Origin of the sequence: Pseudomonas sp. LjRoot71, from assembly GCF_964253255.1 — a bacterium.
Lineage (GTDB): Bacteria > Pseudomonadota > Gammaproteobacteria > Pseudomonadales > Pseudomonadaceae > Aquipseudomonas.
This window is the reverse complement of sequence record NZ_CAXURA020000001.1, coordinates 538,569-552,880: the sequence shown is the minus strand read 5'-3', so window position 1 is coordinate 552,880 and position 14,312 is coordinate 538,569. Positions and strand designations below refer to the sequence as shown.

12 protein-coding genes are annotated in these 14,312 nt (G+C 59.8%); 11 read left to right on the top strand and 1 reads right to left on the bottom strand.

All coding sequences use genetic code 11. The annotated features are described in order from the left end of the window. Positions 1–88 precede the first annotated feature (88 nt). Positions 89–982, bottom strand: coding sequence for a LysR family transcriptional regulator (locus ACSQ17_RS02655; RefSeq protein WP_233686122.1), 894 nt, complete (start codon positions 980–982; stop codon positions 89–91). A 182-nt stretch (positions 983–1,164) separates the two neighbouring features. Between ACSQ17_RS02655 and leuC the strand changes: the two genes are divergently transcribed. The 11 genes from leuC (at position 1,165) to ACSQ17_RS02600 (ending at position 14,291) form a co-directional block, all read left to right on the top strand. Beyond that, the gene (gene leuC / locus ACSQ17_RS02650) at positions 1,165–2,592 is read left to right on the top strand and encodes a 3-isopropylmalate dehydratase large subunit (RefSeq protein ID WP_436067477.1); all 1,428 of its coding nucleotides are present in this window, start codon (positions 1,165–1,167) and stop codon (positions 2,590–2,592) included. A gap of 10 nt (positions 2,593–2,602) precedes the next feature. After that, positions 2,603–3,250: a 3-isopropylmalate dehydratase small subunit gene (gene leuD / locus ACSQ17_RS02645; protein WP_436067476.1), complete on the top strand. Its 648-nt coding sequence runs from the start codon at positions 2,603–2,605 to the stop codon at positions 3,248–3,250. A 75-nt stretch (positions 3,251–3,325) separates the two neighbouring features. After that, positions 3,326–4,408, top strand: a complete 1,083-nt coding sequence (leuB, locus tag ACSQ17_RS02640; protein ID WP_436067475.1) for a 3-isopropylmalate dehydrogenase — start codon at positions 3,326–3,328, stop codon at positions 4,406–4,408. A 52-nt stretch (positions 4,409–4,460) separates the two neighbouring features. After that, on the top strand, positions 4,461–5,573 hold the full coding sequence (asd, locus tag ACSQ17_RS02635; protein WP_160015298.1) for an aspartate-semialdehyde dehydrogenase: 1,113 nt from the start codon (positions 4,461–4,463) through the stop codon (positions 5,571–5,573). A 129-nt stretch (positions 5,574–5,702) separates the two neighbouring features. After that, a complete protein-coding gene (locus ACSQ17_RS02630; RefSeq protein ID WP_436067474.1) occupies positions 5,703–6,713 on the top strand; it encodes an aspartate-semialdehyde dehydrogenase in 1,011 nt (336 codons plus the stop codon). Positions 6,714–6,867: 154 nt separating this feature from the next. Beyond that, positions 6,868–9,723: a FimV/HubP family polar landmark protein gene (locus tag ACSQ17_RS02625; protein ID WP_436067473.1), complete on the top strand. Its 2,856-nt coding sequence runs from the start codon at positions 6,868–6,870 to the stop codon at positions 9,721–9,723. Between the two features lie 3 nt (positions 9,724–9,726). Next, entirely contained in the window at positions 9,727–10,593 is an 867-nt protein-coding gene (gene truA / locus ACSQ17_RS02620) for a tRNA pseudouridine(38-40) synthase TruA (RefSeq protein ID WP_436067472.1), read from the top strand. 106 nt (positions 10,594–10,699) lie between these two features. Then, a complete protein-coding gene (locus tag ACSQ17_RS02615; protein ID WP_436067471.1) occupies positions 10,700–11,320 on the top strand; it encodes a phosphoribosylanthranilate isomerase in 621 nt (206 codons plus the stop codon). Between the two features lie 202 nt (positions 11,321–11,522). Further along, positions 11,523–12,407 (top strand): acetyl-CoA carboxylase, carboxyltransferase subunit beta, encoded by an 885-nt coding sequence (gene accD / locus ACSQ17_RS02610; RefSeq protein ID WP_436067470.1) that lies wholly within the window; start codon positions 11,523–11,525, stop codon positions 12,405–12,407. Then, a complete protein-coding gene (gene folC / locus ACSQ17_RS02605; protein WP_436067469.1) occupies positions 12,404–13,711 on the top strand; it encodes a bifunctional tetrahydrofolate synthase/dihydrofolate synthase in 1,308 nt (435 codons plus the stop codon). Before accD ends, folC begins: the two co-directional genes overlap by 4 nt. Continuing rightward, the gene (locus tag ACSQ17_RS02600; RefSeq protein WP_436067468.1) at positions 13,695–14,291 is read left to right on the top strand and encodes an SPOR domain-containing protein; all 597 of its coding nucleotides are present in this window, start codon (positions 13,695–13,697) and stop codon (positions 14,289–14,291) included. The genes folC and ACSQ17_RS02600 overlap by 17 nt, the downstream gene beginning before the upstream one ends. The last annotated feature ends 21 nt before the right edge of the window (positions 14,292–14,312 follow it).

The window sequence follows — 14,312 nt, the reverse complement described above, 5'->3', positions numbered from 1 at the left end:
TACGTGCGCGGGTTTCGTGGCCGTTGGCTGAGCAACTGGGCTGAGTCATGCAGAAACCTTTCTTATCGTTATGGGCCCACGTTAGCCTTTACTCGCTTGCCTGTGCAAGACCGTCACGCTGGGCATCCAGCAGGTTCATAAAGGCTCGCGCAGCATTCGACAGGGTGCGTTCGGTATGGCTGATATAGCCCAACTGGCGCGTCAGCTGGATGCCGGGCAACGGCAGGCGCGCAACCTGGTCATCGAGCATGGTGCGCGGCAGTACGCTCCAGGCCAGGCCGATGGAAACCATCATCTTGATGGTTTCCAGGTAGTTGGTGCTCATGGCGATATTCGGCGTCAGCCCCTGCGCCTCGAACAGGCGCCGCACAATGTGGTGGGTAAAGGTGTTGCCGCCGGGAAATACCGCCGGGTGATGGGCCACATCCGCCAGGCTGACGGCACCATTGCGCGCCAGCGGATGCTCGGGGGCAGCGACGAAATCCAGTGGATCGTCCCACACGGCCACGGCATGCACGGGCTCGCGGGTTTCCGGGGCGAGGGTGATCACCGCCAGCTCGGCGCGGCCATGCAGCACTTCTTCATAGGCCACTTCTGAGTCAAGGAACTGGATATCCAATGCCACCTGCGGGTAGGCACGGGTAAAAGCGCGCAGCAGCGCAGGCAAGCGGTGCAGGCCGATATGGTGACTGGTGGCCAGGGTCAGGCGACCGCTGATCTCGCCGTTCAGGTTGGTCAGTGCGCGGCGCGTATCATCGAGCACATTAAGAATCTGATAGGCCCGTGGCAGCAGAGCGCGGCCGGCCTCGGTCAGGCTCACCTCGCGGCCCAGGCGGTCGAACAGGCGCACATTGAGCTGTTGCTCCAGGCTGGCGATACGTTTGCTCACCGCTGGCTGGGTCAGAAACAGGCGCTCTGCCGCTTCCGAGAAGCTGCCCAGCTCGGCAATGGCAATAAAGGCATTCAGGGTGGCGAGATCCATGTGGCAGGTCCTGGCGGCGAGTGGGGTGGATTGCGATCAGCATGCCGCACTCGTATTCCCATTTGGAATTTTTTGAATAAAAAATATGAATTTGAGTAATTTCATTCGCGGCCATAGGATGGCCTCATAAGCCAAAGGGCTATTTGCCCAGGCATAGAAACAAGTTGATGAGGGAATCGCTGATGGCCGGCAAAACGCTGTACGACAAGCTCTGGGACATGCACGAGGTGAAGCGTCGCGACGATGGTTCGTCGCTGATCTACATCGACCGCCACATCCTCCACGAAGTGACCTCGCCCCAGGCCTTTGAGGGCTTGCGTCTGGCCAGCCGTAAACCGTGGCGTATCGATGCCAACATCGCTACCCCGGACCATAACGTGCCGACCACCAAGGCTGAGCGTCAGGGCGGCCTTGAAGCCATCGCTGATGAAGTGTCGCGCATCCAGGTACAGACCCTGGACGAGAACTGCGATGACTTCGGCATCCTCGAATTCAAGATGAACGACGTGCGTCAGGGCATCGTCCACGTGGTCGGCCCGGAGCAGGGCGCCACTCTGCCAGGCATGACCGTGGTCTGCGGCGACTCGCACACCTCCACCCATGGCGCCTTCGGTGCCTTGGCCCATGGCATCGGCACCTCCGAGGTCGAGCATGTGCTCGCCACTCAGTGCCTGGTGGCCAAGAAGATGAAGAACATGCAGGTGCGTGTCGAAGGCAAGCTGCCGTTCGGTGTCACCGCCAAGGACATCGTGCTGGCCGTGATCGGCAAGATCGGCACTGCGGGCGGCAACGGGCATGCTCTGGAGTTCGCCGGCAGCGCAATCCGCGACCTGTCGCTGGAAGGACGCATGACCATCTGCAACATGTCCATCGAAGCGGGTGCTCGCGTGGGCTTGGTGGCTGTGGATGAAAAGACCATCGCCTACGTCGAAGGCCGTCCGTTTGCGCCTAAGAGCTCTGATTGGGACAAGGCCGTGGCGCAGTGGCAGGACCTGGTTTCCGATGCGGATGCAGTGTTTGATACCGTGGTCGAACTGAAGGCTGAAGACATCAAACCGCAAGTCAGCTGGGGGACTTCCCCTGAAATGGTTCTGGCTGTGGACCAGAACGTGCCGGACCCGGCCGCTGAAAGCGACCCGGTGAAGAAGGACTCGATCATCCGCGCGCTGAAGTACATGGGTCTGTCGGCCAATCAGCCGATTACCGATATTCAACTGGATCGTGTGTTTATTGGCTCCTGCACCAACTCGCGCATCGAAGACCTGCGCGCTGCCGCTGAAGTGGCCAAGGGCCGTAAGGTTGCCAGCACCATCAAGCAGGCGCTGGTGGTGCCAGGTTCGGGCCTGGTCAAGGCGCAGGCAGAACAAGAAGGCTTGCACCACATCTTTATCGAGGCTGGCTTTGAATGGCGCGAGCCGGGCTGCTCCATGTGCCTGGCGATGAACCCGGACAAACTCGGCAGTGGCGAGCATTGCGCCTCTACCTCCAACCGCAACTTCGAAGGCCGTCAGGGCGCGGGTGGTCGTACCCACCTGGTCAGCCCAGCGATGGCCGCGGCGGCGGCGGTGACTGGTCGCTTTATCGATGTGCGCGAATTGATCCAGGCCTAAGGAGCTGACGATGAAAGCCTTTACTCAACACACCGGCCTGGTTGCACCGCTTGACCGTGCCAACGTCGACACTGACCAGATCATCCCCAAGCAGTTCTTGAAGTCGATCAAGCGCACTGGCTTCGGCCCGAACCTGTTCGATGAATGGCGCTACCACGATGTCGGTCAGCCGAATCAGGACAACTCCAAGCGTCCGGTCAACCAGGAGTTCGTGTTGAACTTCCCGCGTTACCAGGGCGCCAGCGTGCTGCTGGCGCGGGAGAACTTCGGCTGTGGTTCGAGCCGCGAACACGCGCCTTGGGCGCTGGAGGAGTACGGCTTCCGTACGATCATCGCGCCGAGCTTTGCCGATATCTTCTTCAACAACAGCTTCAAGAACGGCTTGCTGCCGATCATCCTCAAGGAAGACGAGGTTGATGCGTTGTTCCAACAGGCGGAAGCCACTGTGGGTTATCAACTGACCGTCGACCTGGCCGCGCAAACCGTGACTCGCCCGGACGGCGTGCAGTACAGCTTTGAGGTCGATGCCTTCCGCAAGCATTGCCTGCTCAACGGTCTGGACGATATCGGCCTGACCCTGCAGGACAGCGATGCGATCAAGGCCTTTGAAAGCACCTATCAGCAGCGCAGCCCCTGGCTGTTCGGCGCAATCAAGTAGGGTGCGCTGTGCGCACCGACTGACTCACTATTTAAAAGGTGCGCACGGCGCACCCTCCTGCGTATCGAGGATGTGATGAGCAAGCAGATTCTGATTCTCCCCGGCGACGGTATCGGCCCGGAAATCATGGCCGAGGCGGTCAAGGTGCTGAACCTGGCCAACGATAAGTACAACCTGGGCTTCGAACTGAGCTTCGATGACCTCGGTGGTGCGGCCATCGACCGTTATGGCGTGCCGCTGGCCGACGAGACCTTGGCACGCGCCAAGGCTGCCGATGCGGTGCTGCTCGGTGCCGTTGGCGGGCCGAAGTGGGACACCATCGATCCTGCGATCCGTCCAGAGCGCGGCCTGCTGAAAATCCGTTCGCAGCTGGGCCTGTTCGGCAACCTGCGTCCGGCCATCCTCTACCCGCAACTGGCCGAGGCCTCCAGCCTCAAGCCGGAAGTGGTCGCGGGCCTGGACATCCTCATCGTCCGTGAACTGACCGGCGGCATCTATTTCGGCCAACCGCGCGAGAGCAAGGTGCTGGAAAACGGCGAGCGCATGGCCTACGACACCCTGCCGTACAGCGAGAGCGAAATCCGCCGCATCGCCAAGGTCGGTTTCGACATGGCCCGCGTGCGCGGCAAGAAGCTCTGCTCGGTGGACAAGGCCAACGTTCTGGCGTCCAGCCAGCTGTGGCGCGCCGTGGTCGAGGAAGTGGCCAAGGACTACCCGGACGTCGAGCTGAGCCACATGTACGTCGACAACGCTGCTATGCAACTGGTGCGCGCACCCAAGCAATTCGACGTGATGGTCACCGACAACATGTTTGGTGACATTTTGTCCGACGAAGCTTCGATGCTCACTGGTTCCATCGGCATGCTGCCGTCGGCATCCTTGGACGCCAACAACAAGGGCATGTACGAGCCGTGCCACGGCTCTGCGCCGGACATCGCCGGCAAGGGCATCGCCAACCCGCTGGCCACCATTCTCTCGGTGTCGATGATGCTGCGTTACAGCTTCAATCAGGCAGCGGTCGCCGATGCCATTGAGTTGGCTGTAAGCAAGGTGCTGGATCAGGGCCTGCGTACCGGCGACATCTACAGCGCGGGTACGACCAAGGTCGGCACTGCGGCAATGGGTGATGCGGTAGTCGAAGCGCTGCGTAGTCTGTAATCTTTCCGGCCCCGTCGTACTAGGCGGGGTCGCATATAGAGGTTTGAGTGTTATGAAACGTGTAGGTCTGATCGGTTGGCGCGGCATGGTCGGTTCCGTGCTGATGCAACGCATGCTGGAAGAACAGGATTTCGACTTGATCGAGCCGGTGTTCTTCACCACCTCCAATGTCGGCGGCCAAGGCCCGGCGATTGGCAAGGAAACGGCGCCTTTGAAGGACGCCTACAGCATCGACGAGCTGAAAAGCCTGGACGTGATCCTGACTTGCCAGGGTGGCGACTACACCAATGAAGTCTTCCCTAAGCTGCGCGAAGCCGGCTGGCAGGGTTACTGGATTGATGCCGCCTCGTCGCTGCGCATGGATGACAGCTCGGTGATCGTGCTCGACCCGGTCAACCGCAAGGTGATCGATCAGCAACTGGATGCGGGCACCAAGAACTATATCGGCGGCAACTGCACCGTCAGCCTGATGCTGATGGCGCTGGGCGGCCTGTACGAAGCCGGCCTGGTCGAGTGGATGAGCGCCATGACCTATCAGGCGGCCTCCGGCGCTGGCGCGCAGAATATGCGTGAGCTGATTAAGCAAATGGGCGCGATCAACGCCTCGGTGGCCGATGAACTGGCCGATCCAGCCAGCGCCATTCTGGATATCGACCGCAAAGTGGCCGAGGCCATGCGCGGTGAGTCGTTCCCGGTCGATAACTTCGGCGTGCCGCTGGCCGGCAGCCTGATTCCTTACATCGACAAGGAACTGCCGAACGGCCAGAGCCGCGAAGAGTGGAAGGGCCAGGCGGAAACCAACAAGATTTTGGGTCGCTTCAAAAACCCGATCCCGGTTGATGGCCTGTGCGTGCGTATTGGCGCCATGCGCTGCCACAGCCAGGCGCTGACCATCAAACTGAACAAGGATGTGCCGCTGTCGGACATCGAAGGTCTGATCAGCCAGCACAATCCTTGGGTCAAACTGGTGCCAAACCAGCGTGAAGCGAGCATTCGCGAGCTGGGGCCGACTGCTGTAACCGGTACCCTGAGTGTTCCGGTTGGCCGTCTGCGCAAGCTCAATATGGGTTCGCAGTACCTCGGCGCGTTCACTGTCGGTGACCAACTGCTGTGGGGCGCGGCCGAACCGCTGCGTCGCATGCTGCGGATTCTGTTGGAGCGCTGATACGCAATACGCTGTTAAAGGAGCGGGTTGTCGAGTGTTCGAGTCAAATCGAGCGCTTGGCAGCCCGCTTCTTTGCATTTGTCGGGCCTGGCTATACAGTGCTGGGCTTATTTCGCTTGAAGTGCTGCCATGACCCGAACCTTTGATATTGCCGTGATCGGTGCCACCGGTAGTGTTGGCGAAGCCTTGGTGCAACTGCTGGAAGAGCGCGAATTCCCGGTAGCCAATCTGCATTTGCTGGCCAGCGGAGAGTCAGCAGGGCGTTCACTGACCTTCAAGGGCAAAAGCCTGCGCGTTCGCGATCTACAGGGCTTTGATTTTGCCACTGTACGCCTGGCGTTCTTTGCTGCGGGCAGCAAGGTTAGTCAGATGCATGCGGCGCAAGCGGCGGCTGCCGGCTGTGCAGTGATCGATCTGGCCAGCGGCCTGCCTGCTGAACAGGCACCGCGGCTGGTGCCTGAGGTCAATGCGCAGGTGCTTGCGACACTGAACGCGCCTTATCTGCTGACCAGTCCGAGTGCGCCGGCCATCGCCCTGGCTGCGGTGCTGGCCGCGCTGCCAGAGTCTCTGGTTATCCAGCGACTGACCGTGACCGCTTGCTTGGCTGTTTCCAGTCGCGGCCGTGAAGCGGTATCCGAACTGGCGCGCCAGACCGCTGAATTGCTTAACGGCCGTGCTCTTGAGCCACGGCTGTTTGATCGGCAGGTGGCGTTCAACGTGTTGGCGCAGGTCGAGCAGCCCGACAGCGACGGACATGCCGCGCTGGAGCGGCAGATAGCCGGTGAAATCAGGCAATTGCTTGGCGTGCTGCACCTGCCGGTTGCCATAACCTGTATCCAGGTGCCGGTGTTTTTTGGCGACAGTTTGACTGTTTCCCTGCAAGCTAATTCGGCTATCGACTTGCAACAGGTCCGTGCTGCGCTGGACAGCGCACCTGCGTTGGAGCTGGTTGAACCGGATGATTACCCTACTGCGGTGGGCGATGCCGTCGGCCAGGACGTGGTCTATGTGGGCCGGGTGCGTGCGGGTCTGGATGATCCAGCCCAACTCAATTTGTGGATCACGTCTGATAATGTGAGAAAAGGCGCGGCGCTGAATGCTGTGCAAATAGCCGAGTTGTTGATAAAACACTATCTGTAAAAGATACTTACCTAGAAATTTGAAGAATCTTTCGAGCTTGGCAATACTGGCTGAGTTGATTGCTGAATGGGGTAACACCTTCGGGTGGGGCAGGCAGCAATTTTCAAGATCCTCTCGCTGGTCGAGAAAAAAAGATAAAACAAGGGATAACGCTATGGTTCGGGTTCGCAAACTGGTGCTGGCAATCGCAGCTGCTTCGGCGCTGTCATCCGGTATGGCGCACGCGCTGGGGCTGGGTGAGGTGACCCTGCAATCGGCGCTCAATCAGCCGCTGGTCGCAGAGATCGAGTTGCTGGAAGTGCGCGACCTGGCTTCCAACGAAGTCATTCCAACCCTGGCGTCCCCCGAAGCATTCACCAAGGCTGGTGTTGATCGTCAGTACTTCCTGACGGACCTCAAGTTCACACCCGTGCTCAAACCCAATGGCAAAAGTGTCATTCGGGTGACTTCCAGCAAGCCCATGCGCGAGCCCTACCTGAACTTCCTGGTTGAAGTGCTGTGGCCCAATGGCCGTTTGCTGCGTGAATACACCTTGCTGCTTGATCCACCGCTCTATACCCCGCAGAGCGTAATCCCAGCGACTGCACAACTGCCTGTTGCCGCCCCCGCACCACGTGTGCAGGCTCCTGTAGCCGCTCCGCGTCCAGCTGTCGCAGCGGCTCCGGTTGCTCGTCCTGCTGCTCCAACTGCCCCTTCCGCCCCGACTGCGCCAGCAGCCAAGCCGCTGGATGGCAATGAATACAAAACCACTGCCAATGACACCCTTTGGGAAATTGCCCAGCGCGCACGTGCGGGTGGCAGTGTGCATCAAGCCATGCTGGCCATTCAGGATCTGAATCCGGATGCCTTTGTTGGCGGCAACATCAACCGTCTGAAAAGTGGCCAGGTGCTGCGTCTGCCGGATGAGCAACAGGTCAAGAGCCGCGCCCAGGGTGAAGCCATTGCCCAGGTCGCTGAGCAGAATGCTGCCTGGCGTGAAGGCCGTAGCGTAGCGACCAGTGCTCGCCAGCTAGATGCCACCAAACGCACCAGCGCCGCTGCCGCGCCAGCCAAGGTCGAGACAGGCGATAGCTTGAAACTGGTTGCCGCTGAGAGTGGCAAAGCCACTACCGGCAGTGACAAAGGCGCAGCTGACAGCAAGGCTTTGACCGACAAGCTGGCTGTGACCCAAGAAAGCCTGGACTCCAGCCGCCGTGAAAACGACGAGCTGAAAGGCCGTATGACCGACTTGCAGAGCCAGCTCGACAAGCTTCAGCGTCTGATTCAGCTCAAAGACGATCAGATGGCCAAGCTACAGGCTGATCTGGCTGCACAAAACAACGCACCAGCTCCAGCTGTTGTTCCGGCTCCTGCGGCAGTGGTTGAAGCCCCCGTAGTTACTGAAGCCCCGGCAACACCTGCGCCAGCAGCTGTACCGCAAGAGCCTGCGGTCGTACCTGCTCCGGTTGAGCCGGCCGCAACAGGTGAAACCGATTTCAACTACAGCGAAGAGCCTGCTGCACAGCCTGAAGCAGCTGCGCCCGCAGTGCAGGAGCCCGCTCCGGTTGTTGCAGCTGAGCCTGCCCCGGTAGCTCCGCCAGCGCCTGTTGTTGAGGCTCCGGTGGTTGCAGAGCCACAGGCCGAGAGCAATGTCATTGACGATTTGTTGGCTAACCCGGTGCTGTTGGGAGTTGCCGGTGGTGGTGCACTGTTGGTGCTGCTGTTGGCATTGATGATGCTGTCCCGTCGTAATGCTTTGAAAGAGGCGGAGCTGCAGGAAAGCCTGGCCGCCGACGATAATGCTTCTGACCTGGGTGCGGGTCTGGATTTGCCTGACGACAGCTTTGATGGTCTGAGCGATGACCTCGGCAGCCAGCAGTCCGATGCGCCGAGCGAAGAGCGGGTAACCGCGCAGACTGGTGATGCCCTGGGTGAGGCCGATATCTATATCGCCTATGGCCGTTTCCCGCAGGCTGCCGAGTTGCTGCAGACTGCGATCAATGACGAGCCGCAGCGCAGTGATCTGCGCCTGAAACTGATGGAAGTCTATGCCGAGATGGGTGACCGCAATGGTTTTGCCCGTCAGGACGACGAGCTGCGTGAAATCGGTGGCAGCGCCGCCGAAGTCGATCAAATCAAGGCCAAGTACCCCGCAATGGCGGCGGTAGCCGCTGGTGCCGGTTTTGCAGCGGCTGCGGCTGCCGAAGATCTGGACAGCTTCAGCCTGGATGACCTGACTCTGGATGATCCGGCTCCGAAAGCGCCGGCTGGTGATCAGGACGATGCATTTGACCTGAGCCTGGACGACCTTGAATCTGAACTGGACCGTGACCTGCAGGCAGCGGGTGACAATGCTTCGCTGAATGATTTGGACAGCCTGGCGCTGGACAGTGACCTGGACTTCAGTTCTCCGATTGAGCAAGCCGACAGCAAAGAAGATGATCTGGGTTTTGACCTGAGTCTGGCGGACAGTACCAGCGACAGCCTAGATTTGGGCGGCGATCTGGCGGACTTCAGTCTGGATCTGGATGCACCGGCCAAATCGACCGAAAGCGCTGCGGCCGAAGATGATTTCCTGCTGAGCCTGGATGATGAGCCCAAGGTTGCGCCGGCTGCTGCTGAACCAAGTTTTGAATTGCCAGCGGAAGATGCGGCAGGTGACTTTGACCTGTCAGCTGACTTTGATCTGTCGCTGAGTGATGACGCCCCAGCTCAGCCGTCGAGCGATAGTTTTGCGGCGCAACTGGACGAAGTCAGCGCCGAGCTGGATCTGCTTTCCGATGACCTGGATCAGCCTGCTGATCTGGATCTATCGCCAAGCACCGCGCCTGCCAGCGCTGCACTGGATAATGACGATGACTTCGACTTCCTCTCTGGTACCGATGAAACGGCCACCAAGCTTGATCTAGCGCGCGCCTACATCGACATGGGTGATACCGAAGGTGCTCGCGACATCCTTGATGAAGTCATCACCGAAGGTAACGAAGGTCAGCAACAGGAAGCGCGTGAGCTGATCGCTAAACTGGTTTGATACATGTCTGATGGTTTTACTACAACGGCAGCCGACTCGGCTGCCGTTGGCGTTTTCAAGATAGCTCTGGGTGTCGAGTACAAGGGTTCGCGCTATCGCGGCTTTCAGCGCCAGCGCGCCGGTGTGCCTTCAATCCAGGAGTCGTTGGAGAAAGCCCTGGCGAAAGTCGCCGGCGGTGTTCCCGTAACCTTAAGTTGTGCCGGGCGTACCGATGCGCTGGTGCATGCCAGTGGCCAGGTCGTGCATTTCAATACACCGGTCGAGCGCTCCATGCATGCTTGGGTGATGGGGGCGAACATGAATTTGCCCGGTGATATCAGCGTGACCTGGGCCAAGTCGATGCCCGCGCACTTTGATGCGCGTTTCTGCGCCCAGGCGCGGCGTTACCGTTATGTGATTTATAACGACCAGATTCGCCCGGCGCATATGGCTGAAGAGGTCACCTGGAATCACCGGCCTCTGGATATCGAACGCATGCGCCAGGCGGCGCGGTGTTTTATCGGTACCCACGATTTCAGTGCGTTCCGCGCGCGCCAATGTCAGGCCAAATCGCCAATCAAGACGGTGCACCACCTGGAGTTACTCCAGCATGGCCGATTTATTGTGCTGGATATCCGCGCCAATGCTTTTTTGCATCATATGGTGCGCAATATTGCCGGTGTGCTGATGACCATTGGTGCGGGCGAGCGGCCGGTGGAATGGGCGCAGGAAGTGCTGGAAACTCGCGTGCGGCGTACCGGGGGCGTGACTGCGCATCCCTATGGGCTGTATCTGGTGCAGGTCGACTATCCCAAGGAGTTCGACTTGCCCCAACGTTACCTGGGGCCGCATTTCCTCTCTGGTTTACCGGACGTTGCCGTCGATATCTGACGCGCATCAACCACGGGCTGCTGTGCTTTTGTGAGTGTGCAGCTTGCGTAGATGCGCCAACAAACCCTAGCATCCGGCTTTCACTGAATTTACTGAGGTCTTCCTGTTGTCAGCCGTTCGCAGCAAGATTTGTGGCATTACCCGCATAGAGGATGCACTGGCCGCAGTAGCGGCGGGCGCGGATGCGATTGGTCTGGTGTTTTATGCCAAGAGCCCGCGGGCGGTCAGCGTGCAGCAGGCGCGGGCCATTATTGCTGCCTTGCCGCCTTTTGTGACTACGGTTGGCTTGTTCGTTGATGCCAGTCGCTGTGAGCTGGGCGAAATTCTTGATGCGGTGCCACTCGACTTGCTGCAATTCCACGGTGACGAGACCCCGGCCGCCTGTGATGGTTTTCACCGCCCCTATATCAAGGCGTTGCGGGTCAAACCGGGCGATGACATTGCTGCGCAGGTGGCGCTGTACAAGAATGCCAGCGGCGTACTTTTGGACACCTATGTCCCAGGTATCCCGGGCGGTACGGGCGAGGCTTTCGATTGGTCGCTGGTGCCGGCACAGTTGAACAAACCGGTGATTCTGGCCGGTGGCCTGACGGCCGAGAATGTGTCGCAAGCCATTACTCAGGTGCGTCCCTACGCGGTGGATGTCAGTGGTGGTGTTGAGTCAGCTAAAGGCATCAAGGACGCGGCGAAGATCAACGCGTTCATGCAGGCAGTCAGGCGCGTTTGAGTGGTGCTGGGGGATGTGACGACGCCGCTGGCTTGGCCGTCCATAACCCTGTTGCAGGTTGTATGAACACTGCAGGCGGTCATTTAAAGGTGGCTGGTGCTGGCACCGGCCCCTGAAATGGCTGTACTCATGAATTTTCCCTGGCAGGCCCGGTCGCATATAGCGCAGCCCGCCCGGTTAACAGCGTTGGAGAGTCAAGAGCATGAGCAACTGGTTGGTAGATAAACTGATCCCATCGATCATGCGTTCCGAGGTCAAGAAGAGTTCGGTGCCCGAGGGGCTGTGGCACAAGTGCCCGTCCTGCGACGCGGTGTTGTACAAGCCCGAATTGGAAAAGACCCTGGACGTCTGCCCCAAGTGCAATCACCACATGCGCATCGATGCCCGTGCGCGGCTGGATATCTTCCTTGATGCTGATGGCCGAGAAGAGCTGGGGGCCGAGCTTGAACCGGTTGACCGGCTGAAGTTTCGTGACAGCAAGAAGTACAAGGATCGCCTTGTCGGTGCGCAGAAGCAGACCGGTGAGAAAGACGCTCTGATTGCCATTCGTGGCACCCTGGAAGGCATGCCGGTGGTCACCTGTGCATTCGAGTTTTCTTTTATGGGTGGCTCCATGGGGGCCATCGTCGGTGAGCGTTTTGTGCGTGCCGCCAATGCCGCGCTGGAGCAGCGTTGCCCGCTGGTGTGTTTCTCCGCGTCCGGTGGTGCACGTATGCAGGAAGCGCTGATCTCGCTGATGCAGATGGCCAAAACCTCGGCTGTGCTGGCATGTCTGCGTGAAGAAGGTATTCCGTTTATTTCCGTGCTGACCGATCCGGTGTACGGCGGCGTGTCTGCCAGTCTGGCCATGCTCGGTGACGTGATTGTTGCCGAGCCCCGTGCGCTGATCGGCTTCGCAGGCCCGCGGGTGATCGAGCAGACCGTGCGCGAGAAACTGCCGGAAGGCTTCCAGCGCAGTGAGTTCCTGCTGGAGCATGGCGCCATCGACATGATCATTCACCGTGCCGAACTGCGTCCGCGTCTGGCGCGTCTATTGGCCCAGCTGATGGGGCTGCCATCGCCTGTTGCGCTGCCGGCGACTGCATGACTGAACGTTCCCTTGCCGATTGGCTGAGCTATCTGGAGCGACTGCACCCCAGCGCCATTGATATGGGGCTGGAGCGTTCGCGGATCGTGTTGCAGCGCCTGGGTCTGGCCAGGATTGCTCCGCGGGTGATCACCGTCACCGGCACCAATGGCAAGGGCTCGACCTGTGCCTTTATTGCCTCGCTGTTGCAAGGGCAGGGGCTCAAGGTTGGTGTTTACAGCTCTCCCCATTTGCTGCGTTACAACGAGCGGGTGCAGATTGCCGGTGTTGAGGCAACTGATGCCCAGCTCTGCGAAGCCTTTGCCGTGGTCGAGTCGGCGCGTGGCGACACCTCACTGACCTATTTCGAAATGGGTACCCTGGCGGCGTTCTGGCTGTTTCAGCAAGCCGGTCTGGATGCGCTGGTGCTGGAAGTGGGCCTGGGTGGCCGCCTGGATGCGGTGAATCTGTTGGACGCTGATATTGCCGTGGTTACCAGCATTGGCATCGATCACGCCGACTGGCTTGGCGATAGCCGTGAATCAGTCGCCTTCGAGAAGGCAGGTATTCTGCGTGCTGCGAAACCGGCCTTGTGCGGCGATATCGATCCGCCGCAGCCGCTGCTTGACCAGGTTGCGCTGCTGGATACGCCATTCTTCCTGCGTGGTCGTGATTACGACCTGAATATTGATGGGCAAAGTTGGTCCTGGTGTGGCCTTAATCACCAGGGGGAAGTGCTGCGTCTGAGTCAATTGCCGCTGCTTGATCTGCCCATGGAAAACGCTGCATTGGCCTTGCAGGCATACGCAGTGATGCAATTGCCCTGGCAGCCCGAAGTGATCAGTCAGGCACTGCAGCAGACGCGAGTGACCGGGCGACTGGATCGCAGATCGCTCAATTGGCAGGGTAAGTCACTCACGCTGCTGCTCGATGTTGGGCATAATCCCCATGCGGCTGACTATCTGGCTCAGCGTCTGTCCGCGCGAGCCTTGCCTGGCAAGCGTTTGGCGGTGTTTGGCCTGCTCGCCGACAAGGATCTGGGTGGTGTGGTGGCGCCCTTGTTGAGCGAAGTGGATAACTGGGCAGTGGCGCCATTGCCGACCAGTCGTAGTCGTGAAGCCGCCGAGTTGCAGGCGCATCTGCAACGCTGTGGTGCGCAAGTAGCTGTTTATGCCAGCGTGCAGGCGGCACTGGAAGCTCAGTGCGAACAGGCCGCCGATGGCGATGAAGTGCTGCTGTTTGGATCTTTCTACTGCGTGGCCGAGGCCCTGGATTGGCTGGCCCGCCAAGCCAATGGGGGCGTGCAGGATGGCTTTGCTGGATAAAGGATTGAAACAGCGCATGGTCGGTGCGCTGGTGTTGCTGGCGCTGGCAGTGATCTTCCTGCCCATGCTGTTATCGCGTGAAGACGAGTCGCGTCGGGTACAGGTAGATGCCCCCGAAATGCCGGCTGTGCCTGAAATGCCCAATATTGAGGTGCAACCAGTGGCTGTGCCTGAGCCACAGTTGCTGCCAGATGAGCCGGTTGCTCCCGATGCGCCACAAAGTCTGGAACCGGTCGAGGCACCGTCGCTTGAACAACCCGCTGCTGCCGTAGTGCCGGCGCCTGCTGCTGCGCCAGTGGCCGCGCCACCTGCTGCGCAGACCAAGCTGGATGCCAATAGCCTGCCGATCAGCTGGTCGGTGCAGTTGGCGAGTCTGTCCAGTGGCGAGGGTGCGCAGAAACTGCAGAAAACCCTCCGCAGTCAGGGCTATAACGCCTATATCCGCAGCGTCGATGGTATGAACCGGGTATTTGTCGGGCCGCTGATTGAGCGTGCCGAGGCGGATCGCCTGCGTGATCAGCTCAACCGTCAGCACAAGCTCAATGGGTTTGTGGTGCGCTTTCAGCCAGAAGCAGGCTGATCAATCGGCTTGATAGGCCCT

Excerpts from the sequence above, each read along its gene's own strand:
- truA (WP_436067472.1), top strand. The coding sequence starts at position 9,727 with ATGTCTGATGGTTTTACTACAACGGCAGCCGACTCGGCTGCCGTTGGC.
- folC (WP_436067469.1), top strand. The coding sequence starts at position 12,404 with ATGACTGAACGTTCCCTTGCCGATTGGCTGAGCTATCTGGAGCGACTG.
- ACSQ17_RS02625 (WP_436067473.1), top strand. The coding sequence starts at position 6,868 with ATGGTTCGGGTTCGCAAACTGGTGCTGGCAATCGCAGCTGCTTCGGCG.
- leuD (WP_436067476.1), top strand. The coding sequence starts at position 2,603 with ATGAAAGCCTTTACTCAACACACCGGCCTGGTTGCACCGCTTGACCGT.
- leuB (WP_436067475.1), top strand. The coding sequence starts at position 3,326 with ATGAGCAAGCAGATTCTGATTCTCCCCGGCGACGGTATCGGCCCGGAA.
- asd (WP_160015298.1), top strand. The coding sequence starts at position 4,461 with ATGAAACGTGTAGGTCTGATCGGTTGGCGCGGCATGGTCGGTTCCGTG.
- leuC (WP_436067477.1), top strand. The coding sequence starts at position 1,165 with ATGGCCGGCAAAACGCTGTACGACAAGCTCTGGGACATGCACGAGGTG.
- ACSQ17_RS02600 (WP_436067468.1), top strand. The coding sequence starts at position 13,695 with ATGGCTTTGCTGGATAAAGGATTGAAACAGCGCATGGTCGGTGCGCTG.
- ACSQ17_RS02630 (WP_436067474.1), top strand. The coding sequence starts at position 5,703 with ATGACCCGAACCTTTGATATTGCCGTGATCGGTGCCACCGGTAGTGTT.
- accD (WP_436067470.1), top strand. The coding sequence starts at position 11,523 with ATGAGCAACTGGTTGGTAGATAAACTGATCCCATCGATCATGCGTTCC.
- ACSQ17_RS02655 (WP_233686122.1), bottom strand. The coding sequence starts at position 982 with ATGGATCTCGCCACCCTGAATGCCTTTATTGCCATTGCCGAGCTGGGC.